This is a genomic window from Paenibacillus sp. B01 (genome assembly GCF_009649995.1).
GTDB lineage: Bacteria > Bacillota > Bacilli > Paenibacillales > Paenibacillaceae > Paenibacillus_O > Paenibacillus_O pasadenensis.
In genome coordinates this window covers 1,820,613-1,842,580 of the sequence record NZ_CP045802.1, presented here as the reverse complement: position 1 = coordinate 1,842,580, position 21,968 = coordinate 1,820,613, and the positions used below count along the sequence as shown (strand labels likewise).

At 70.1% G+C, this 21,968-nt stretch carries 12 protein-coding genes and 1 pseudogene; 3 read left to right on the top strand and 10 right to left on the bottom strand.

Annotation, left to right across the window (positions count from 1 at the left end; genetic code table 11):
* Positions 1–91: 91 nt before the first annotated feature.
* Positions 92–1,213 (top strand): CotH kinase family protein, encoded by a 1,122-nt coding sequence (locus GE073_RS07940; protein WP_052333442.1) that lies wholly within the window; start codon positions 92–94, stop codon positions 1,211–1,213.
* Here GE073_RS07940 and GE073_RS07935 read toward each other — a convergent pair.
* From GE073_RS07935 to GE073_RS07920, 4 genes are all read right to left on the bottom strand, one after another.
* A complete protein-coding gene (locus GE073_RS07935; protein ID WP_194843309.1) occupies positions 1,163–2,440 on the bottom strand; it encodes an MFS transporter in 1,278 nt (425 codons plus the stop codon). The two genes, GE073_RS07940 and GE073_RS07935, sit on opposite strands and share 51 nt — an antisense overlap.
* Before the next feature lie 132 nt (positions 2,441–2,572).
* On the bottom strand, positions 2,573–3,169 hold the full coding sequence (locus GE073_RS07930) for a hypothetical protein (protein WP_153783192.1): 597 nt from the start codon (positions 3,167–3,169) through the stop codon (positions 2,573–2,575).
* A gap of 133 nt (positions 3,170–3,302) precedes the next feature.
* Positions 3,303–3,719, bottom strand: coding sequence for a DUF350 domain-containing protein (locus tag GE073_RS07925; protein ID WP_153783191.1), 417 nt, complete (start codon positions 3,717–3,719; stop codon positions 3,303–3,305).
* A 21-nt stretch (positions 3,720–3,740) separates the two neighbouring features.
* Positions 3,741–6,104: an endonuclease MutS2 gene (locus tag GE073_RS07920; RefSeq protein WP_028599889.1), complete on the bottom strand. Its 2,364-nt coding sequence runs from the start codon at positions 6,102–6,104 to the stop codon at positions 3,741–3,743.
* Positions 6,105–6,284: 180 nt separating this feature from the next.
* Here GE073_RS07920 and GE073_RS07915 point away from each other — a divergent pair, with 180 nt between their 5' ends.
* Together GE073_RS07915 and GE073_RS07910 are read left to right on the top strand one after the other, a co-directional pair.
* Complete coding sequence (locus GE073_RS07915) at positions 6,285–6,641, top strand: phage holin family protein (protein WP_153783190.1); 357 nt, start codon at positions 6,285–6,287, stop codon at positions 6,639–6,641.
* A gap of 164 nt (positions 6,642–6,805) precedes the next feature.
* Complete coding sequence (locus tag GE073_RS07910) at positions 6,806–7,201, top strand: cupredoxin domain-containing protein (protein WP_153783189.1); 396 nt, start codon at positions 6,806–6,808, stop codon at positions 7,199–7,201.
* A 129-nt stretch (positions 7,202–7,330) separates the two neighbouring features.
* Here the strand turns inward: GE073_RS07910 and GE073_RS07905 are convergent, their stop codons facing one another.
* The 6 genes and pseudogenes from GE073_RS07905 to GE073_RS07885 form a co-directional block, all read right to left on the bottom strand.
* Positions 7,331–7,762, bottom strand: coding sequence for a 4'-phosphopantetheinyl transferase family protein (locus tag GE073_RS07905; RefSeq protein WP_194843308.1), 432 nt, complete (start codon positions 7,760–7,762; stop codon positions 7,331–7,333).
* A gap of 52 nt (positions 7,763–7,814) precedes the next feature.
* Positions 7,815–8,048 (bottom strand): annotated as a pseudogene (locus GE073_RS26030) (hypothetical protein); the annotation flags it as partial.
* Positions 8,045–9,298 carry an ACP S-malonyltransferase gene (locus GE073_RS07900; protein ID WP_153783187.1) on the bottom strand — a complete coding sequence of 418 codons (1,254 nt, stop codon included), beginning with the start codon at positions 9,296–9,298 and terminating at the stop codon, positions 8,045–8,047. The pseudogene GE073_RS26030 and the gene GE073_RS07900, both read right to left, overlap by 4 nt.
* Positions 9,295–10,116: a thioesterase II family protein gene (locus tag GE073_RS07895; RefSeq protein ID WP_153783186.1), complete on the bottom strand. Its 822-nt coding sequence runs from the start codon at positions 10,114–10,116 to the stop codon at positions 9,295–9,297. The genes GE073_RS07900 and GE073_RS07895 overlap by 4 nt, the downstream gene beginning before the upstream one ends.
* Positions 10,089–11,069, bottom strand: coding sequence for a hypothetical protein (locus GE073_RS07890; protein ID WP_153783185.1), 981 nt, complete (start codon positions 11,067–11,069; stop codon positions 10,089–10,091). Before GE073_RS07890 ends, GE073_RS07895 begins: the two co-directional genes overlap by 28 nt.
* The gene (locus GE073_RS07885; protein WP_153783184.1) at positions 11,066–21,946 is read right to left on the bottom strand and encodes a non-ribosomal peptide synthetase; all 10,881 of its coding nucleotides are present in this window, start codon (positions 21,944–21,946) and stop codon (positions 11,066–11,068) included. Before GE073_RS07885 ends, GE073_RS07890 begins: the two co-directional genes overlap by 4 nt.
* Positions 21,947–21,968 lie beyond the last annotated feature (22 nt).

Sequence of the window (21,968 nt, the reverse complement as noted above, 5' to 3'; positions counted from 1 at the left end):
AAAGCCGCCCCGAACCAACCCGGCCGGATCGGAATACGGTATCCCATGGGCAAGAGCGGAGACGGAGCGGACAAAAAGGAGGCGGTGCGCGATGAGAGCCGGATTGGCGGTCCGATCCATTCGGATCAGCGCCCAGGCGCAAGCGGATCTCGCCAGCGACGTATGGAGCCGGAAGCATGTGCCGGTCCAGCTGACCACGGGCGGGAGGACGGACGGCGCCAGGCTTCGCTATCGGGGAGGGCATACGAGAGAATATCCGAAGAAATCGTACGAGATTCGCCTCGACAGCGGGCTGGTGCTGCACTGGAACGCGGAAGCGGACGATCCGTCGATGATCCGCAACGCCCTCTCGTTCCGCTTCATGGAAGGCATCGGCGTGCCGGCGCCGCGCACCCGCCATGTATGGCTGGACGTGAACGGCGAATGCCGCGGCCTGTATCTGGAGATCGAGGCGGTCAATTCCCGCTTCTTCGCGCTCCGCGGCATCCCGTACCGGTCGCTTCTGTACGCCGCCAACGACTCCGCGAACTTCGAGCGCTCGCTCTCCGAGAGCGGACGCCGCAAGCGCGACCTGGCGGAGGGCTACGAATTCATCGAGGGCGACGGCGAGACGCTGCCCCGCCTCTGCTCCTTCATCCGCGGCATCCACCGGCTGAAAAACGCCAAGCTGCGGGAGCTGCTGGAGGAGCGCCTCGACGTGCCCGCTTATTTCCGCTGGCTGTCCGGCGCGGTGCTGACCGGCAACTTCGACGGCTTCGAGCAGAACTACGCGTTGTACGAGGAAGCGACCCGGCAGCAGTACGGCATCCTGCCTTGGGATTACGAGGGCACCTGGGGACGGAACTGCTACGGCAAGCTATGCCCCGCCGGCATGGTGCGGGTGCAGGGCTACAACGGGCTGACGCGCCGGCTGCTGCAGTTCGACGAGTGGAAGCGGGCGTACGCCGAAGGGCTCGAACGCATCCTTGAGGAAGACTTCACCGAGGAGCGGATCGGACGTCTCGTGGAGGAACTGCACGGCGGCATCGCCGCGGCCGTCCGGCATGATGCCAGCCGCGCCGCCAATCGCGGGCTGTTCGGCGGAGAGCCCGAGGTCATCCTCCAGTACGTCCGGCAGCGCCGAGCGAGCGCGGCGAAGGAGCTTCGGCGCTGGACGCGCGGTTCATCCGCGCCTGCGGGCATGCCCGTCCGGATCCGCGGTACGGACGGCTGAATCCTCCGGACGGAGCCGGTCGCGGATGAAGGCCCAGCCGGCGATCGGGGCGGCTCCGAGCGCCAGCAGCAGCCAGGCGAACGCCAGCGAGTCCGGGGCCGAGCGGCCGGCGATGTAGATGAAGGCCAGCACGCCGACGAGCCGGCCTGCGGTCAGCGCAAGCTCGCGCAGCACGGTCAGCTCGACGCGGCTGGCCGCCGCTTCCTCGCAGCGGCCCATCAGATCGAACACCGACGAGGTGATCGGGATGAGATAAAGCGGCGAGAACAGCGCCGTGCCGATGCCGACAAGCAGCAGGCTCGAGTAAGTCATGCCGCCGAGCAGAGGCAGCAGCACCGCGGCGAGCGCCAGCGTGCCGACGAGCATCCCCGCGCGGCGCCGCTCCGGTCCGAGCTTGCGGCCGCACAGCCAAAAGGCGGCCATGCCGACAAGCGAGGTGACGAGATAATAAGTGCCGACCTTCTGCTCCGCTCCCGTCGAGGCGTAGATGGCGAGTCCAAGCACGAACAGGAATACGCCGTCGCGCAGCCCCTGCAGCACGATCGCCGGCGCGAAGCGCCGCCAAGGACTCGCCCGCTGACGCAGCTCGGCGGCCGGAAAGCTCCAGCGGTAGCGCCCTTGCGGAGGCCGCTTCCGGATTTTGGCGCTGAGCAGGGCGGCCGCGCCGAACAGCGCGAGCGACACGCTGAAGATGACCGTGTAGCCCTTGTTGCCGCCGCTGCCTGCGATGACGAGCCCCGACAGGAACGGCGCCGCCATGCCGACCGCGGAGCCGAGCAGGCCCGCCATGCCGTTGTAGGCGTCGCGATTGTCCTTTTCCGTAATCTCGAAATAAAGCACGTTGTAGGCGAGCCAGTAGAAGCCTCCCGCCGTCCCGTTCAGCAGGCCGAGCGGAGCGGCCCAGGCCGCCGCTTTGCCGCTGAGCAGCAGCACGGCCATGTAGAAGCCGCCGGAGAGGGCGATTCCCGTGCGCAGGGAGGCGACGAGGCCCTTGCGCTTCACCCACGAGCCGGCCAGATAGACGCAGAGCCCGCCGGCGGCGTATTGGAGCAGCGAGAACCAGCCGACAAGCGCGTAGGACTGGTTGGCCTTGAACAGATAAACGGGCACGAAAACGCCGGACAGCGCGTTTGCGCCGTTGTACAGGGTCAGCACGGCGAGCAGCAGCAGCGGCTGGCCGTGCAGCGCCCCCTCGCGCGAGGGACGGAGCGCGCTTTCGCTTTTCACGGACATCACCTCCATGCGGAAATGGTTCCCTGCCGCGGAGGAGATGATTCGCGAGCGGCCGTCGCGTCGGCCTGCTGGCGCCGAACGCAAACAGCCCTCCGCAGGACGGAGAGCTGTTCGCGTATCGCCGGATCAATCTTCCTGGTCGAGCCTTTCCGCCAGGAACGTCCGCGAGCCGAGGTCCAGCTTCGTGGATACCTCATGGCAATTCGGACAGACATACAGCTGCAGCCGGATCGAATCCGGAAGCAGCGGCTTTTTGAGCGAAGGCGGCTCGACCGGCGAGAACGAGCCTGCTCCGAGCGCGTTCGTGCCCGCATGCAGCATATACTCGCGGCAGGACGGGCATTCCGGCATCTCCTCCTGATCGTCGAGGATGCGCTGCACCTTTTCGTCGGCGCGCAGCCACGACTGCGGACGTCCCGCTCCGGCCCAGCCGGTATCGTCGCCCGCCTCCCAGTCGGCCTCCTCGTCCAAGCCTTCGACGCTGCGCGAGGCCGCTCCGGCCGTCCTAGCGGCAGCGCCGGCATGGCCGGCCGCCAAGCCGGCGCCCTCGTCCTCGTCCTCCTCTTCCGCCTGCGCTCCGCCTACGCTGAGCGTCCGGTACCCGCCCAGCTCATTGCTGCAATGCGGGCAGACTTCCTCGGGACCGATCTCCTCGTCCCAAACCAATTCGGAGTCGCACCACGGACAGATGTCCGCCGCGCCCTCCTGCTGCTGATGCTCCATCGCTGCAGCTCCTTTCCCAATCCTGCTGTCCGAACCCGATCATACCAGATATAAAATGCCGAGCACAAAGAACAGGACGGCCAGCACGGCCAAAGTGCCCCAAAGGTACTTCATGTCTACCTCCCCCAAGCCGTCAGATCGTCGCTCCGATGACATACGAGATCGACACCGAGATGATCAGCGCGATCAGGCCGACCGCGCGGTTGTCGCGCTGAATCTCGTCGTCGATGCGGAAAACGGGCGTCATGAACTCGAACAGGAAGTAAGCGAGCAGCAGTACGACGAAGCCGAACGTCCCCCAGATCAAGCTCCCGTAGATGGAATCGCCCGCATCGGCCGAGAACCGGAAAATGTTGCAGATGCCGAAAATCTTGCCGCCGGTAGCCATCGCCACCGCCACGTTGCCTTTGCGGATCTCGTCCCAGCACTTGTACTTGGCGACCCATTCGAACAAGGTCAGGAACAAGATGAGCGCCATGATCGTCACGGCGACATAAATCAGGGAAGAGGCATAGGCATTGCCCAACAGCCCGTCGATGATTCCGCTCACGCCAATCCCTTCCTCTCGGAATTACTTGAGCTCCGCGACCGTGACGCCCGCTCCCCCCTCGCCGTAGTTGCCAAGCCGATAGCTCTTCACATGGGAGTGGCGGCGGAGGAAATCCTGGATGCCGGCGCGCAGCACGCCGGTCCCCTTGCCGTGGATGATGTACACTTGCCCCATGCCGGCCAGGAAGGATTCGTCCAGGAAACGGTCCACCTCGATGATCGATTCGTCCAGGTTCGAGCCGCGAAGATCCAATTCCATCTTTACGTTGTCGTCGCGCGTGCGTTTCAACGTGGATGAAGCCGCTTTGGGAGCGGCCTTCGGCGCCGGCGCCGGCTTCAGCAGCTCGAGGTCGGCCAGCTTGACCTTCATCTTGAGGATGCCGAGCTGCACGGTCGCCTCCGAGCCGGACAGCTCGACGACGTGGCCGCGCTGGCCGAGGCTGTGCACCTTGACCTCGTCGCCGGGCTCGATCGCCCGCTCGGCCGCCGCCGGCCGCGCGCCCTGGCGTCCTTTGACCAGCTGCGGCGAAGCCTCCTCCAGCCGCTTGCGCGCCTCGGTCAGCTTATGGTCCTTGACCGCCGCGCCTTCCTCGCGCTGCAGCTGCCTCAGCTCCTGGATGATCTCGTCGGCCTCGCGGCGGGCTTTTTGCACCGCCTGCCGCGCTTCTTCCTGAGCCTTGGCGAGCAGCCGCTCGCGCTGCTCCTCGAAGCGGCGCAGCTCCTCCTCGTACAGGCTGCGCTCCTCCTCCAGCTCGCGGCGCAGCTGCTCGGCGCTGTCCCGCTCCTGCTCCGCGCGTTGGCGGTCGCGCTCGAGCGACTCGATCATGTTCTCGACGCGCAGGTCCTCCTCGCTGACTTCGCCGCGCGCCTGCTGGATGATCGCCTTGCTCAGTCCGAGCCGCTCGGCGATCGCGAACGCGTTGCTTCGTCCCGGCACGCCGACGAGCAGCCGGTACGTCGGACTGAGCGTCGCCACGTCGAACTCCATGCTGGCGTTGATCAGCCCGGGACGGTTGTAGGCATAGGCCTTGAGCTCGCTGTAGTGGGTCGTCGCCAGCAGCCGGCAGCCCGTGCGATGGATATGGTCGAGGATCGCGATCGCCAGCGCCGAGCCCTCCGCCGGATCGGTGCCCGCGCCGAGCTCGTCGAGCAGCACGAGGCTGCTCGGCGTCATGTCGCGCAGGATGCGGATGATGTTGGTCATATGGCTGGAGAACGTGCTGAGGCTCTGCTCGATGCTCTGCTCGTCGCCGATGTCCGCATAGATCGCGTCGAACACGCACAGCTCCGTGCCGTCGTCGGCGGGCACGAACAGGCCGGACATCGCCATCAGGCTGAGCAGGCCGACCGTCTTGAGCGCGACCGTCTTGCCGCCGGTGTTCGGGCCGGTGACGATGATGCCGCTATGCGACGAGCCGAGCTCGAGATGCAGCGGCACGGCCTTGGTCCGGTCGAGCAGCGGGTGGAAGCCGCGCTTCAGCACGATCCGGCCCTCGTCGTTCATGAGCGGCAGCTCGGCCTTCATCGCATGCGCGAGCTGCGCCTTGGCGAAGGCGAAATCGAGCTGGGCGAGGCCGTCATGGTTGATCGCCAGATCCTCGGCCGCCTCGGCCGCCAGCGCCGTCAGCTTCTGGAGGATGCGCTCGATCTCGCGCGCCTCGGCCGCCTTGACCTCGCGCAGCTTGTTGTTGAGCGCCACGACCGCCTCCGGCTCGATGAACAGCGTCGCCCCGGAATTCGACTGGTCGTGCACGATGCCGCCGAAATGGCTGCGGTACTCCTGCTTGACCGGGATGACGTACCGGTCGCCGCGCAGCGTGACGAGCGTATCCTGGAGCATCTTCTGCACGGACGAGGAGCGGAGCATCTGCTCCAGCTTCTCCCGCACGCGGCCTTCGCCTTGACGCAGCTCGCGGCGGATGCGGCCCAGCTCCACGCTGGCGCCGTCGAGCACCTCCGCGCTCTCGTCGATGCAGGCCAGAATCTCGTCCTCCAGCTCGCGCCGAGGATACATGCCCTCCGCCAGCAGCGCCAGCAGCGGCATCGGATGCTCTTCATGCAGGTGCAGCACATGGCTGCGCACCCGCCGCGCTCCGCGCGCCGTCAGCGCGACCTCGAGCAGCTCGCCGGGGCTCAGCGTGCCGCCGATCGCAGCCCGCTTCAGATGGGCGCGGATGTCCGCCACGCCGCGGAAGGGCGGATTCCCTTTGAGCCGGTAGGCGTTCGCCGCCTCGGCCGTCGCCTGCAGCGAGCGGACGACGTCCTCGAGCGCGGACGAAGGGGCGAGCTCCTCGGCCATCCGCAGGCCCATCGGAGTCGCTGTATGTTGAATCAATTGATGAATGATCTTGGAATATTCAAGCGTGCTTAAAATTTTGCTGTCCACGAACGGTCCACAGCTCCTCTCTAGGGCCATTATAACGGATGGGCACGGCAGGCGCACGGGTCGAGAACTCTTCCTACATGAAATGGCCCGATTCCGGCCATGCTAATGCCGTGCACCCGGCGAAACCGACGGCCTCGCGCCGCGCGGAAGACGGGAACAACTCGATTGGAGGGAACTTGCATGAACTTTCTCGGACATGTCGTCCGCTTCATCGTATCGGCGATCGTGCTGATGCTCGTCGGCTTCATCGTGCCCCAGTTCACGGTCGGCGGCTTCTGGAGCGCGCTGATGCTGGCGCTTGTCATCGCGCTGCTCGGCTGGGTGGTCGAAGGCATCTTCGGCAAGCGGGTGAGCCCGTTCGGCCGCGGCATCGTCGGCTTCGTCGCCAGCGTGATCGTCCTCTACATCGCCCAGTTCATCGTCGGCGGAGTCGCCGTCACCTGGCTCGGCGCCATTCTCGCCGCGCTCGTCATCGGGATCATCGACCTCTTCATCCCGACTCCGTTCGATGCGGCCAAGCGCAAGGAACAGCACTGAGACCGGCGCCGTCAAGCTTCCCTTCGAAGCCTGGCGGCTTACATAGATTGTCATCATTTGTTCAACCCTTCCGCCGCCCGCCTCATTCCGATCGCAGCCGGGATTGGGTATGATAGGGACAGCATGTCCGACCGGCTTCGCCCCCATTTGAAAGGAGACTGACTATGAACCGTTCCTTTTTCCGCCGCCTTCCGCTGATCGCCGCCGCAGCCGGCTTCCTGCTGATCTCCGCCGCATGCGGCAGCAGCTCCGCTCCGGCCTCGAACGGGCCTTCCGCAGCCGTCGAGACGACGGCCGAGCCGACGCAGGATCTCGTCATCAAAGCGACCAACTACAAGTTCGACCAAGAGAGCTACACGATCAAGAAAGGAGAGCCGCTGCGCATCAAGCTGGAAAGCGACGGCATCCACGGCATCCGCGTCGCCAACACCTCGGTCAAGATGAACGCCGGCGACGAGAAGGTGTATTCCTTCAGCGAGGCGGGCGAGTATCAGATCGAGTGCAGCATTCCTTGCGGTCCCGGCCATGAGAAGATGATCTCGGTGCTGAAGGTCGTCTAGCCGAGCCCGAAACGAGCAAGGCCGTCCCCCGCCGCGCGCAAGCGGCGGGGGACGGCCTTTGTCGAGCTCGGTCGCGGAGACGGCCGATTCGGCCGGGACAGCCGGACCGGCGTCGCCGCCCGGAGCGGGTCAGCGCCTCGGCGCAGCGCGCTCGAGCAGCTGCTCGAACGTCCAGAATTCCGGACTCGACGGCAGGCTGCCGTCGATGGCGCAGCCGGCGAGGCGCATGTCCTCCGCCAGCGGATAGAGCCGCAGGCGGCAGTCCCCGTCCGGCGGAGCGAGAGCCGCTCCGCCTCCCTCCAGCGGCTGCACCGCGAACGAATGCAGCGGCAGCGACAGCCCCATTCCTTTCGCCTTCACATAGCTTTCCTTGAGCGTCCACAGCTCGTAAAATGCCGCCAGCCGCTCCGGCTCGGGCAGGCGACGCCACCACCGGGCCTCGGCCGGATGCAGGCAGTCGACCGGGAACAGGGGCTGCAGCGGCTTGATCTCCTCGACGTCGACCCCGACCTCTCCTCCGCCGAGCAGCACCGCGACCCAGCGGCCGGCATGCCGACACATTGAACCGCAGTCCGCCGCCGTCCGAGCGGCCATCCGCCCAGCAGGGCTTGCCGAATCGGTTCTCCGCCAGCCGCAGCTCGGCGCCGGGCCTGCCGGTCCGCCGCGACAGCGCGGCCCGCAGCAGCGCTTCGCCGGCCAGCGAGCGCAGCGCGTCCTCCCGCCGCCGATAGCGCGAGCAGCGCTCCCGCCGCTCCGGCGACACGGCCGCCTCCAGCCGCTCGCAGGCGAGGCTGCCGGGGCTGTCCGGCAGGCGCAGCACGAGCAGCTCCGCCCGCACGCCCTTCATCGCGCCTCGGCCTCGACCGGCCGGCGGCCATGCGCGGCGGCGAGCCGGGACAGCCGCTCCCGCCGCTCGGCCTCGGGCAGCCCTTTGCCCGCGAGCAGGCGGCCGAGCAGACTTTCGGCCTGCTCCAGCCGGGCTGCGTCGACAGGCGCGGACGGCTCCGCCTCGGCCGCCTGCAGCAGCTGCTCCAGCTCGCGGTACGGAGCCTCCACCTCCCGCCGGTAGACGAGCAAGTCGTCCTCCTCGCTGCGCGTGCCGACGGCGACGGCGAGGCAGCCTTCGAGATAGGAGAGGCAGCGGCCGCGCCGCAGCGTCTCCTCCAGCTCTCCAAGCGCCGCCTCCTCGTCCATCGCCAGCACGCGGATGCCGGAGCCTGCGGCGAGCCGCTGCAGCACGGCGCCCGGTCCGGCCTCGACCGCCGCTCGAGCTCCGAGCTCCGCCAGCTTCGCCATGACCGCCGTCCAACGCACCGGAGCGGTCAGCTGGCGCTGCAGCAGCTCCGCCAGCGCGGCCGCCGAGCCGGGCATGCGCCGGCCCGTGACGCCGGAGAGCACGGGCAGCAGCGGCGAGCCGAGCCGAGCCGCGCTCAGCTCCTCGCCGAACGCCGCGGCGGCCGAAGCCATGAGCGGGCTGTGGAACGCGCCTCCGACGGCGAGACGGACCGTGCTGCCTCCCGCCTCGCGGACGAGGCGCGCCGCCTCCTCCAGCGCCGGGAAATGGCCGGACAGCACCGTCTGCGCGGCAGCGTTGTAGTTCGCCGGGACGACGACGCCGAACCGTCCGTCCGCCGCGATCTCGCGGCAGATCGCCTCGGCCCGCTCCGGCGCGATGCCGAGCGCGGCGGCCATGCCGCCCGGCTGCCGCCGCGCCGCCTCGGCCATGAGCCGGCCGCGCGCCTGCACGAGCCGGGCCGCGTCGCCGAGCGGCAGCGCGCCGGCGCAAGCCAAGGCGCTGAACTCGCCGAGGCTGTGCCCCGCCAGCCAGCCAGGCGGCGGCCCGCCGAGGCTGCCGCGGTAGACGCGGTACATCGCGACCGATACGGCGAGGATCGCCGGCTGCGCGATCTCGGTGCGCGTCAGCTCCTCCATCGAGCCGTCCCGCAGCAGGCGGGCGAGGTCGGCTCCGATCGCGTCGCCGGCCTCCTCGACGGCCGCGCGGGCTTCGGCATGCCGCTCCAGCAGCGCCCGTCCCATGCCGGGACGCTGGGAGCCCTGGCCGGGAAACAGCAGCGCAGGCGCCGGTCTTTTTCTCATCGCGAATTCCTCCCTTCCCCTATGCCCCCAAGGCCGAGCCTGCCTCCGCCCGCGCCGGATGCCAGCGGCGCGAGCGCGGCTCCTCCCCTCTCCGGTGCGAGCCCGAGGATGTCCGCGATCCGCCGCAGCAGCTCGGGATGGCGCTCCTGCGCGTAGAAATGTCCGCCCTCGAACAGCTCCAGTCGGCAAGGAGCGGCGAACCAGCGCTGCCACTCGACCCAAGACCCCGACAGCGTCCCGTCCGCGCGGCCGCCCATCACGACGCCCGGCGTCTCCAGCAGCGGCGCGTCCTGATGGCGGTACGTCTCCACGAGCCGAAAATCCGCGCGCAGCACGGGCAGGAACAGCCGCAGCAGCTCCGGCTGCTCGAACAGCTCGTCCGGGCAGCCGCCGAGACGGCGGATCCGCTCGATGAACTGTTCTTCGGGCAAGCCGTGAATCGGCGCTTCCCGGCGCTCCACCTGCGGAGCGTCCTTGGCCGACAGAAACGCCGCCTCAGGCTGCGGCCCGCCCGCGCGCTGCAGCAGCACGGCCAGCTCATAGGCGATCAGCGCGCCCATGCTGTGGCCGAACAGCGCGAAGCGGCCCTCCTCCCGCCGCTCCAGCACCTCGCCGAGCAGATCCTCCGCCGCCTCGCGGATGCCGAGATAAAACGGCTCGCCGAGCCGGACTCCCCGTCCGGCCAGCTCCAGCGGCGCCAGCTCCAGTCCCGGCGGAGCGCCGGCCGCCCAGCGCCGGTACAGCTGAGCCGAGCCGCCGGCATGCGGCAGGCAGAACAGCCGCAGCGGCCTCATGCCTCGGCCGCGAGCCGGCTCCACAGCTCGCGCTCCCGCGCCAGCAGGCGCTCGGCCAGCTCGGCGTCGCGCTCGCGCCGGAAGCTGCCGTCGGCGAAGCGCTGCTTGAGCGCCGCCCAGCCCTCGCGGATGCGGCCGAGCTGCTCGTCCAGCTCATCCAGCAGCTCGTCCTCCAGCAGCTTTTTCAGGCGCAGCCGCTCGAGCAGTCCCGCGTTCGCCTCCTGGCGGTTGACGATGATGTTGATGCCGACGAGGCCGTACGTCAGCTGCTGCTCCCGCTTCTCCCCCGGCGCCTCGTCGACCCGCCACATGCCGTCCATGCCGAAGGCCTCCAGCTCCTGCGACAGCCGGTCTGCGTGCGCCGCGACCTCCTCCAGCCTCAGCTCGAACGGGACGATGTCCGGCTGCAGCTCATAGACGTAGCAGGCCGGGCCGGCATAGCCCGGATCGAGCTTGTATTCCGACTGCGCGAACGCCTCCCGCACCCGCTCCTCCGGCACCTCATGCTCCCCGTAGCCCGCCAGCGTGTCGTCGATGACGTAAAAGACGCCCTTCTCCTCGTCGAAGCCGTTGAACAGCGAGTAATGGTACCAATGGAACTTCTGCCACGCCATGCTGTCCGGCAGCCAGCCGAACAGATCGACGTTCAGGCTCAGATTGCGCCCGCTCCGCAGCACGTCGCGGATCTCGTCCAGCATGCGGCTCTCGTCGCGGAAATGCATCGGCACGATCCGGCGGATGACGCCGGTCAGCGGAAACTTCTCCCACTCCGTGTCGCTCAAATAATAGAGCGAGTCGATCGTCGGATAGCGGAACTCGCGGTCGGTCGCCGCCTCCCAGCGGAAATAGCGGTACAGATTGAGATACGCCGCATCGCGGTAGCTCGGATGGACCGACTGCGCGATGCTGAACGCCTGGTTCAGCATGCAGTTCATCCAGAAGTCGCCGAAAGGCTTGCGCTCCAGCGTCAGCTTCATCCCCATGCCTCCTCCGTCTCGACTTCGAAATCTTCGATGGCGCGCGCGCCATCGGCATCCGCGCACAGCTGGCGCAAGATCTCCTCGTAATGCCGGGCCAGCCGCTCGATCGTGTCCGGCTCGAACAGGTCGGCCGCATATTCGAACGTGACCGACAGCTCGCCGTCTCTCGCCGCCGCCTCGAGCGTCAGATCGAACTTGCTGACTCCCGGATCGAACGGCAGCGGCTCCAGCGCGAGTCCGCCGGCGCGGAACTCCGGATGCTCCATGTTCTGCAGGATGAACATCGTATCGAACAGCGGGTTGCGGCCGGCCTCCGCCTGCAGCCCCAGCCGCTCGACGAGCCGCTCGAACGGATAGTCCTGACGGTCGAGCGCGTCGACGAGATCGCGCTGCACGCCGCGCATGTAGTCGCCGCTCGCCAGCTCGCCCGCCGGCCGCAGCCGCAGCGCGACCGTGTTGACGAACATGCCGATCAGCGGCTCGACGTCGGGATGGCCGCGCCCGGCGACCGGCGTGCCGACGACGATGTCCTCTTCCCCGGCGTACTTCGCCAGCAGGATGCCGTAGGCGCCGAGCAGCACGGCGAACAGCGTCGCCCCTCGCGCCGCCGCCAGCCGCTCGGCGGCCGCCGTCAGCTCCCGGCCGAGGCGCCGCTCAAGCGTCGCCCCGCGGAAGCTCGGCGCGGCCGGACGCGGCCGGTCGAGCGGCAGCTCGAGCGCCGGCGGCAGCTCCTCGTAGAGGGCAAGCCAGTACGCCTCCTTTTCGCGCATCGCTTCCGACTCGAGCCGCTCCAGCTGCCAGACGGCGAAGTCGCGGCAGCCGATCGGCGGCTCCGGCAGCTCCTCGCCGGCATAGAGGGCGCCAAGCTCGCGAACGAGCAGCGACGTCGATACGCCGTCGGTCGCGATATGATGCAGGTCGAGCAGCAGCAGATGGCGCTCCGGACCGAGCTGCAGCAGCGCGGCTCGCGCCGGCGGCTCGCGATCGAGCGAGAACGGGCGGATGAACGCCTTCATCAGCCTCTGCACCGGCACCCCGCCGCCGGACGCCAGCTCCTCCGCCGCGAGCCTGCCGAGCTCGGGAGCCTGCTCGAGCGCGAAGCCCGACGGCGGATGGATCTTCTGCCGGAACTCGCCGTCCTCGTAATGGAACGTCGTGCGCAGGCTCTCCTGACGCCGGGCCAGCTCCCCGAACGCCCGCTCGAGCCGCTCCGCGTCCAGAGCGCCGCGGATGTCGACCGCGAACGGCACATGGTACATCGCCGCCTCGCCGGCCATCCACTGCATCAGGTACAAGCGGCGCTGCGCGGGGGACATCGGATATCCCTCCTCGCGCTCCGGCTGGCGCGGGATCGGCTCGAACGCCGCGGCGGACATTCCGATCCGCTCCGCCATCGCGCTCAGCGTGGAATGCTGGAACAGCTCCCGCAGCGGGACGTCGGCCCCGAACTCGCGGGCGATGCGGCTCGCCAGCGTCGCCGCTTTGAGCGAGTGGCCGCCAAGCTCGAAAAATCCGTCCCGGCGGCCGATGCGCTCCTGGCCGAGCACGTCCCGCCACAGCCCGGCCAGCCGCCGCTCCAGCTCTCCCGCCGGCGGCTCGAACGCCGCCGCGCCGCGCGCCTGCGGCTTCGGCAGCGACTTGCGGTCGATCTTGCCGGTCGGCGTCAGCGGAATCCGCTCCAGCAGCATGAGATACGCGGGAATCATGTAGCCCGGCAGCCGCGCCGCCAAATACGTCCTCGTCCGCTCGTCCGCGCCGTCCTCCAGGCCGGGCTCCGCCACCGCATACAGGCACAGCGCCTGCTCTCCGTCCTCCTCGTCGACGGCCGTCACGACCGCCTCGCGGATGCCGGGAGCCTCCTGCGCCAGCCGCTCCACCTCGCCGAGCTCGACCCGATGGCCGCGGATCTTCACCTGATGGTCGCGGCGGCCGGCGTAGACGAACTGGCCGCTCGCGAGCCGCCGCCCGAGGTCGCCGGTCCGGTACAGGCGCTCGCCCGGCCGATAGGGATGCTCGGCAAATGCGCCCTCGCTCCACTCCGGATGGCCGAGATAGCCGCGCCCGACGCCTTCGCCGCCGATGCAGATCTCGCCGATGACGCCCGTCGGCGCGAGCTTGAGCTTGGCGCTGAGCACGACCATGTGGGCGCCTTCGATCGGCGTTCCGATCGTAATCGCCTCGTCCGCGGCCAGCTCCGTCACCTCCTGCACGGACGTCCATACCGTCGTCTCGGTCGGCCCGTACAGGTTGAAGATGCGCGCGTCCGTCGCCGCCTTGACCCGCTGCAGCAGCGACGGCGCGAGCGGCTCGGCTCCGATCAGCAGCACGGACAGCCGCCGGAACGCGGCGGTCGCGCCTTGCTGCGCCGCCCACCACTTGAAGCGGCTCGGCGTCAGCTGCAGCACGTCGACCTCATGCCTTTCGACGAGCCGGCTCAGCGATTCGGCGTCGCCGCGCTCCTCCTCCCGGGCGAGCGCGACGCGCATGCCGAGCGTCAGCGGCAGCAGCGTCTCCACGAGGAAAATATCGAACGACACGGCGGCCATCGCCAGCACGCCCTGCCCGGCGGCGAACGGGAGCCGCGCGGCGAACTGCCGCAGGAAGCTCGCCAGTCCGCGATGCTCGATCATCGCGCCCTTCGGACGGCCGGTCGAGCCGGACGTGTACAGCACATAGGCGAGATGCTCCGGCCGGCTGACCGGCTCCGGATCGCTCGCCGGCAGAAGCGCGGACGCCTCCTCCAGCTCCTCGAGCCGCCATTCCTCGGCGGCGCCGGCCGCGCGGCCGGCATAGGCGGCTTCGACGAGCGCCGGCGCCGCTCCGGCGTCCTCCAGCATCCAGCGGATCCGCTCCTCCGGATACGACGGATCGACCGCGAGGAACGCGCCTCCCGCCTTGAGCACGGCGAGCAGCGCCGCGAGCAGCCGCGGCGAGCGCGACGCCATGACGACGACGAGCCTTTCCGGCCCGACGCCCTTCTCCCTCAGCGCATGGGCGAGCCGGTTCGCCCGCGCGTTCAGCTCCGCGTACGTCCACGTCTCCTCCCCGGCGTGCACGGCGGGAGCGTCCGGCCGCAGCCGGACCTGCTCCTCGAACTGCCGCATCATGCTGCACCAGCCGCTTTCCGTCCCGGCGCGCTCCGGTTCTGCCGCGCCCTCTATCTTGTTCATCGTCGCCTCTCCCTTCCGTTGACGGACCTCGCCGAGCAGCTCGCACCGCTCCTCGCCGTCGATCAAGCCCAGCTCCTCCAGCGGCCGCGAAGCCGCGCCGGGCCGGAGCCATTCCTTCCACAGCTGCGCATAATGCCGGGCGATCCATGACGCGGTCGCGTCCGCGAACAGCTCCGTATCATATTCCAGCTGAAAATGCAGCCGCCCGTCCCGCTCCGCCGCCTCCAGCAGCAGATCGGACTTGGCCGTGCCGGCATCGAGCGGCAGCGTCTCGGCGGTCAGCCCGCCTCCCTCCAGAGCCGGCAGCTCCATGTTCTGCAGCGCGAACATGCAGTCGAACAGCGGCTGCCGTCCGACCGCCGGCTGCGCTCCGAGCGCTTCGAGCAGCTCCTCGAACGGACGCTCCTGATGCTCCAGCGCCTCCAGCGCGTCCTGCTGCAGCGACTGCAGGAACTCGCCGAGCGGACGCTCGGCGGCCGGATAGCCGCGCAGGACGAGCGTATGGACGAACAGGCCGACGAGCCCGTCGGCGTCCGGATGCGAGCGGCCGGCCGCCGGCGACCCGACGCGAACCTCGGCCGCTCCGCCGTAGACGGCGAGCAGCCTCATATAGGCGCCGAGCAGCGCGGTGTAGAGCGTCACGCCCTCGCCGCGCGCGAAGCCGGCGATCGCGGCGCTCGTCGCCTCGTCGAAGGCGAACTCCAGCCGCCTTCCCCGTCCGGAGCGCGCAGCCGGACGCGGACGGTCGAGCGGCAGCTCGAGCGGCGGCAGCTCGCCCGCGAGCCGCTCCAGCCAGCGCCCGGGCGGCGGCTCCGCCAGCCTCCGCTCCTGCCACAGCGCATAGTCCCGGTAGCGGATCGGCAGCGGCGGCAGCTCCCGGCCGTCGTACAGCGCGAGCAGCTCCCGCAGGACGATGGGCATGGACAGCCCGTCCGTCACGAGATGGTGGAAATCCAGCAGCAGCACATGGCGGTCGGCATCGCCCTCCAGCAGCCGCGCCCGCAGCAGCGGAGGAGCATCGAGCCGGAACGGACGGAGCAGCTCCGCCATCCGCCGGCGGACCGCTTGCGCGGCAGCCGCCCCTTGCGGACCGGAGCGCAGCCCCCGCCTCTCCTCCTCGTCGAGACGGCCGAGCTCCAGCCTGAACTCCGCCTCCGGCCGGATGATCTGCCGGAACTCCTCCCGCTCGTGGACGAACGCCGTGCGCAGCGTCTCGTGACGGGCGATCAGGCCGTGGAACGCGCCTTCCAGCCGCGCCGCGTCCAGCGGACCGCGGATGAGCAGCGCGAGCGGCACATGGTAGGCGGCGCTGCCGCCGCCGAGCCACTCCAGCACATAGTGCCGCCGCTGCGTCCGCGACATCGGATAATAGGGACGCTCCTCCGCGCGCGGAATCGAATGGGCCGATCCGAGCGCCCGCTCCCCGGCGCGGCCGGCCTCCGCCGCCATGCCCCGCTCCGTGCCGGCGCCCGGCAGGCTCGCGGCCTGCGGCTCGATGCCCCAGGTCGCGGCGCTGCCTCCGCTTGCCGCCGTCTCCAGCCATGCCGCCATGCCCGCGACGGTCGGATGCTCGAATACTGCCCGCAGCGGCATTTCCGTTCCGAACGACTGGCGGATGCGGCCGGCCAGCGCGGCTGCCTTGAGCGAATGGCCGCCGAGCTCGAAAAAGCCGTCCGTGCGGCCGACCCGCTCGACTCCGAGCGTCTCCCGCCAAAGCGCGGCGATCCGCCGCTCGGTCTCGGTCGACGGAGCGCCGCTCGCGTCCGGCACGCCGCCGTGCGCCTGCGAGAGCGGCTCCGGGAGCGCCTGGCGGTCGACCTTGCCGCTGCGCGTCAGCGGGATGCGCGGCAGCTCGATCAGGAAGGAGGGCAGCATCGCCTCCGGCAGCAGCCGCTTCAGCTCGTCGCGCAGCCCGCTCGTCCCGCCCTCGCGGGAGAGCACGACATAAGCGCAGAGCTGCTTGTCTCCGTCCGGTAGGACGCGGGCGTCGACGACCGCCTCGCGCACGCCGTCCAGCTGCAGCAGCCTCGCCTCGATCTCGGCCGGCTCGATCCGCACCCCGCGGATCTTGAGCTGCCGGTCGATGCGGCCGGCGTACATCGCCTGGCCGTCTGGAAGCCAGCGCGCCAGGTCGCCGGTCCGGTACAGCAGCCGGTCAGGCCGGCGCGGGTCGGGCACGAAGCGCTCGGCGGTCAGCTCCGGCCGGCCGAGGTAGCCGAGCGCCAGATGGCTGCCGGCGATGCACAGCTCGCCGAGCGCGCCCGGCGGCACCGGCGCGTTTCCGTAGCCGAGCAGCATGATGTCGGTCTCGTGCATCGGGCCGCCGATCGGCACGATCGCCTCCGGCGGGCCGCCGGGACGGAACACATGGGCGGTCGCGCAGACGGCCGCCTCGGTCGGCCCGTAGCCGTTGACGATCGCCATGCCCGGACGCAGCGCCGCGAAGCGCTCCAGCACGCCGCTTCGGATCGGCTCGACGCCGACGAGCAGCCGGGATAGCGCCAGCTCCGCCCCGGCTGCGGCGAGCCGCTCCAGCTCGCCGGCAACGTCGCCGAGCAGCGTCGGAGGCAGATAGGCGAACGTGACGCCCTCCTCGGCGATGACCCGGGCCATGCGCGGCGGATCGAGCAGCCGGTCGTCCGGATAGAGCACGATCGCCGCCCCCGCATGCAGCGGCAGGAACAGCTCGCAGACGCTGACGTCGAAGCCGAGGCTCGTCAGGCTGAGGCAGCGGTCGTCCGGACCGACGCCGCCGAGCAGCCGGCTCATCGAGGCGGCGAAGGCGTGGAACGCCCGATGCGGGACGACGACGCCCTTCGGCCGCCCGGTCGAGCCGGATGTGTAGATGACATACATCGGGTCCTCCGGCGAGAGCAGGCCGCCGTCCGCAGAGGCTTGCGGCAAGTGTTGCGGCAAGGCTTGCGGCAAGGCTTGCGGCAAGGCTTGCGGCAAAGCCTGCGGACTCGCCGATGCGGACGGGGAGAAGCGGTCCGCCGCCGGTGCAGGGCCCGCCTGATCCGCCCGGCTGCCGACGCCGCCGGCGCTCCAGCTGCTGGCTGCGCTCCTGCTGCCTGCGCCCGTCCCGCTGGCTGCGCTCCAGGCGCTGCCTGCATCTGCTTCCAGCAGCGCTGCGGACGCTGCGGACAGCCTCAGCTCCCTGGCTCCGGCAAGCGCCGCGCGCGCCGGCGCCTCCTCCGGCAGGTCCGTCAGCACGAGACAGGCGCCGCTGTCCTGGAGCATGGAGGCGATCCGCTCCGGCGGCGCGGCGGGATCGAGCGGCAGGTAGGCGGCGCCGGCTTTGAGCGCGCCGACCATCCCCGCGACCATGGCGGGCGAGCGCTCGGCGAGCACGGCGACGATCGAGCCGCGCTCCGCTCCCTCGCGCCGCAGCAGCTCGGCGACCCGCTCCGCCTGCTCGTTCAGCTCGCGATACGTGAGCGCGCCATCCTTGCCGATGACGGCAACGCCGTCGGGCCGCTCCGCCGCCCAAGCCTCGACCAGCCGCTCGGCCCTTACGGGCGGCAGCCCGAGCTCCGGCCCCCGGCCGAAGCGCTCCAGCTGTTCCCGCTCCGCGGCGGACAGCATGTCAGCCTCGCCGAGCGTCCGCTCCGGATCGGCGAGGAAGGCGCCGAGCAGGCGGACATAACGGTCGAGCAGCGTGCGCGCGGTCTGCTCGCGGAACAGCGAGACCGCGTATTCGACGACGAGCCGCAGCCCGTCCGGCCGCTCGACCGCCTGGACCATCAGGTCGTACTTGGCCGTGCCATGCTCGTAGCGTCGATGAGTATAGGAAAGTCCCTTTTCGCCGCGATCCGGGATGCGCAGGTTCTGCATGATGAACATCGTGTCGAACAGCGGGCTGCGGCTCGGATCGCGGCGCCCGTCCATGCGGACCAGCTCCTCGAACGGCACGTCGCCGTGCGCGAACGCCTCGAGCACCGTCTCCCGCACTTCGGCGAGGAACGCCGCGAACGTCTTGGCGGCAGCCGGCTTCGCCCGCAGCGGCAGCGTGCCGACGAACATGCCGGCCAGCCGCTCCAGCTGCGGCGACGGCCGGCCAGCGGCGGGCGTGCCGACGACGATATCCTCGGCGCCCGCATGCTTGGCCAGCAGCGCCTGATAGGCGGCCAGCAGGACGACGAACGGCGTGCAGCCGCTCGCCGCCGCGAACCGCTTGACCGCCGCCGCCAGGCCGGGCTCGAGGTCGAGCTCGAACGTCGCCCCTTTGCCGTCCTTGACCGGCGGTCGGGGAAAATCGGCGGGCAGCTCCAGCAGCGGCCAGTCGTCCGCGATCCGCTCCCGCCAGTACCGGCGCTGCCCCTCCAGCCGCTCCGAGCCGAGGGTCCGCTGCTGCCAATCGGCATAATCGCGGTAGCGCAGCGGCAGCGGCGGCAGCATGCCTCCGCCGTACAGCGTCAGCAGCTCCTCGAGCAGAATGCCCGCCGACATGCCGTCGGAGGCGATATGATGCAGGTCGAGGAACAGCAGCGGCGAATTCGAGCCGGTCGCGACGAGCGCCGCCCGCAGCAGCGGGACCTGCGAGAGCCGGAACGGCTGCGACAGCGCGCGGAGCGTCTCGTCCAGCCTTTCCGGCTCCGCCTCCAGCCGGCCGAGCCGAAACGGCGCGTCCGCATGGACGAACTGGCGGAGCTCGCCGTCGACGATCGCGAACGAGGAGCGCAGCGGCTCATGCCTGCGGATCAAGGCGCGGATCGCCTCCTCGAGCCGGTCCGCGTCGACCTCGCCGGACAGCTGGAGCAGCTCCGGCAGGTTGTAGCTGCGGTCCTCCGGCTGCGCCTGCTGCTGCAGGTACATCTGGCGCTGCGACGAGGACACCGCGTAATGCGGCTGCTCGGCGACGAGCGGAATCGGCGCCGCGGCGCCTTCCGCAGCGCCGGCCTCCAACTGCGGCAAAGGTTCGGCCGGCAGCGGGAAGCCCGGAAGCGGCGCTTCGCCCTCTGGCGGCGATCCGAGCGTCTGCGACGGATCGGACAGAGGCGACGAGGGCCTCTGCGGCGATCCGGTTGTCTGCGACGGATCGGACGACGCCGACGATGGCCTCTGCGGCGATCCGGCAGCCTGCGATGGATTTGACGACGCCGACGATGGCCTCTGCGGCGGCTCTTGCCGCGAAGAACCGTCCGGCTCCGCGCTCGCCGGCGCTTCCAGCGCCGCCGCGGCCAGTCCGCCGCTGCCGGCTTCCCGCCGCGCCGCGCGGACCGCGTCCAGCCTCGCTTGCAGCATCGCCGCGAAGTCGCCGAGCACCGGCTGCCCCAGCAGCTCGTGCACGGCCACCTCGATCCCGAGACGCTTCGACAGCCGTCCGACCGTGCGCAGCGCGAGAATCGAGTCGCCTCCGAGCTCGTAGTAGCTGGAGCGCACGCTCAGCTCCCCATAGCCGAGCGCCTCGCCCCAGGCGTCGGCAGCCGCCTGCAGCGCCTCCAGGCGAGAGCTGCCTGCGCTGCCGGCCTCCGCTTCTCCATCAGCCGCGGCATCCGTCAGCCGGACCGCAGCGGCGGCTTGTTCCGTCATCTCCCTCCTTTCCATTTCTCGCGCATCCTGTCTCTCATTCCATCTATCATTCCGTCTCTCATCCCGGCTCTCCTCCGAGCGGGCGCTCGGCGCGGGCTGCAGCCAGCAGCGACGCAGCTCCAGCGGCGGACTCGGCAGCGGAGCCCGCCGCAGCGAGCCCGGCGGATGCAGGCGCGCCCAGCGCGGCATCCCCCCTTCGGCGTAATGCCGCGCGAGCTCGGCCGCCTCCTCGGCGTCGACAGCGGAGCCGGACGAGCGCCGCTCCGCTGGCCCCGCAGCCGCCTCGCCTCCGCTCCAAAGCGGCGATCCTGACGAGCTCGAATTCAAGCTCCGTCCAGCTGGAGGCAGCGCGCCGCAAAACACGGCCGTAGCGGCCTCCAGCCTCGGCGAGCGCAGCCGCAGCGCCATGCCGTCGGCTTCCCAGCGGGCTTCGCCATTCGCGCCGAGCCGCGCGCCGCTTCCGTCAGCGCGCTCGGCCTCATTCCCCGCGTCGCCCTCGACGCCTGCCGCCGCGCCGTCCAGCCCCGCGGCCAGCGCTTCCGCCAAGGCGAGCGCGAGCTGCTCCGCAGAGGCGCAGGCGATCGCCAGCCGATAGCGCTCATGGCTGCGGCCAAGCGCCGCCGTGCCGCAGATCGCATCCAGCCCGGCCGCCTGAGCGTCGTACGTCGCCAGCCAGGCGAGCATCCGCTCCGCATAGCCGGATAGCCCGGCGGCGGAGCGGGCAGAGAGGACGAGCAGGCCGGGCCTGCCGTTTCCCTCCGCAAACCGGACGGGCGCAGGCTCAGGGGCTTCCTCCAGCACGACATGCGCGTTCGTGCCGCTCATGCCGAAGGCGCTGACGCCCATGCGGCGCGGACCGCCGCGGCGCGGCCACGGCGCCGGCTCGGCATTGACGTACAGCGGCGAGCCGATGAAGCCGATGCTGCGGTTCGGACGGCGGAAATGCGCGTTCGGCGGCAGCTCGCCCCGCTTCATCGCCAGCAGCCCGCGCAGCAGGCCGGCGATGCCGGCCGCATGGTCGAGATGGCCGAGCTGGCTTTTGACGGAGGCGACCGCGCAAAACTGCCGCCTGTCGGTATAGCGCCGGAACGCCCTCGTCAAGCCTTCGATCTCGATCGGATCGCCGAGCGAGGTGCCGGTGCCGTGCGCTTCGACATAGGCGATCGACTCGGGGTCGACCGCGGCGTCTTCCCAGGCGCGGACGACGACATCCTCCTGGGCGAGCGCGTTCGGAGCGGTGATGCCCGCGGAGCTGCCGTCCTGGCCGACCGCGCTGCCTTTGATGACGCCGTGGATGAAGTCGCCGTCGCGAAGCGCCCCGGAGAGCGGCTTGAGCAGCAGGGCGACGACGCCGTCGCCCATGCCGGTGCCGTCCGCCTCGTCGTCGAACGGACGCGCCCGTCCGTCCGAGGCTTCCATGCCGAGCCTCACGCCGCTGTCGAGCGGAAGCAGATTGATCTTGACGCTGCCTGCGACCGCCGCGTCGCAGTCGCCGGAGCGGATCGCCTGGCAGGCGAGATGCACGGCGACGAGCGACGAGGAGCAGGCGGTGTCCACCTGCAGCGCAGGCCCGTGCAGGTCGAGCAGGTACGCTACCCGCCCGGCGATCATCGAGCTGAGGTTGCCGGGCGCCGAGGAGCCGAGCTCCTCCGGACAGAGCGCCTCGATCATGCGCTTGTAGTCATGCTGGGCATCGGCGTTGTAGCCGACATAAACGCCTGTCCGCGAGCCGCCGAGCGCGCTCCCTCCATAGCCGGCCTGCTCAATCGCCTGCCGCGCCGCCATCAGGAACAGCCGCTGGTTCGGATTCATCAGCGACGCTTCCTTCGGCGACAGGCGGAACAGCTCCGGATCGAACGAGGAGATATCGTCGAGGAACGCGCCTTCGAAAAACTCCGCCTCCAACGGGTCCAGGCCGAGCCCTCGCAAATAAGGCTCCAGCTCCAGCCGGCGCGTCTCCGGCAGCGGACCGATGCGGTCGTCGGCCGCGCCGAGCAGCCGCGCCAGCTCCTCCGGCTCGCTCGCCGCGCCGATCCGCGCCGCGAAGCCGATGATCGCGATCTCGTGGCCGCCGGCGGCCGCCTCCGCCGCGGACACGAGGCCGGCAGCCGGCCCCATGCCTGCGGCAGGAGCCGGAACGGCAGCGCCGCCGAGCTTGCTTAGGTCAAACATCGTATGGCCCCCTTTTTCCAGG

Bases quoted from the DNA above. Each gene is read 5' to 3' on its own strand.
- GE073_RS07890 (WP_153783185.1), bottom strand. From the start codon at position 11,069: ATGAAGCTGACGCTGGAGCGCAAGCCTTTCGGCGACTTCTGGATGAAC.
- GE073_RS07885 (WP_153783184.1), bottom strand. From the start codon at position 21,946: ATGTTTGACCTAAGCAAGCTCGGCGGCGCTGCCGTTCCGGCTCCTGCC.
- GE073_RS07910 (WP_153783189.1), top strand. From the start codon at position 6,806: ATGAACCGTTCCTTTTTCCGCCGCCTTCCGCTGATCGCCGCCGCAGCC.
- GE073_RS07905 (WP_194843308.1), bottom strand. From the start codon at position 7,762: ATGTGTCGGCATGCCGGCCGCTGGGTCGCGGTGCTGCTCGGCGGAGGA.
- GE073_RS07930 (WP_153783192.1), bottom strand. From the start codon at position 3,169: ATGGAGCATCAGCAGCAGGAGGGCGCGGCGGACATCTGTCCGTGGTGC.
- GE073_RS07915 (WP_153783190.1), top strand. From the start codon at position 6,285: ATGAACTTTCTCGGACATGTCGTCCGCTTCATCGTATCGGCGATCGTG.
- GE073_RS07900 (WP_153783187.1), bottom strand. From the start codon at position 9,298: ATGAGAAAAAGACCGGCGCCTGCGCTGCTGTTTCCCGGCCAGGGCTCC.
- GE073_RS07940 (WP_052333442.1), top strand. From the start codon at position 92: ATGAGAGCCGGATTGGCGGTCCGATCCATTCGGATCAGCGCCCAGGCG.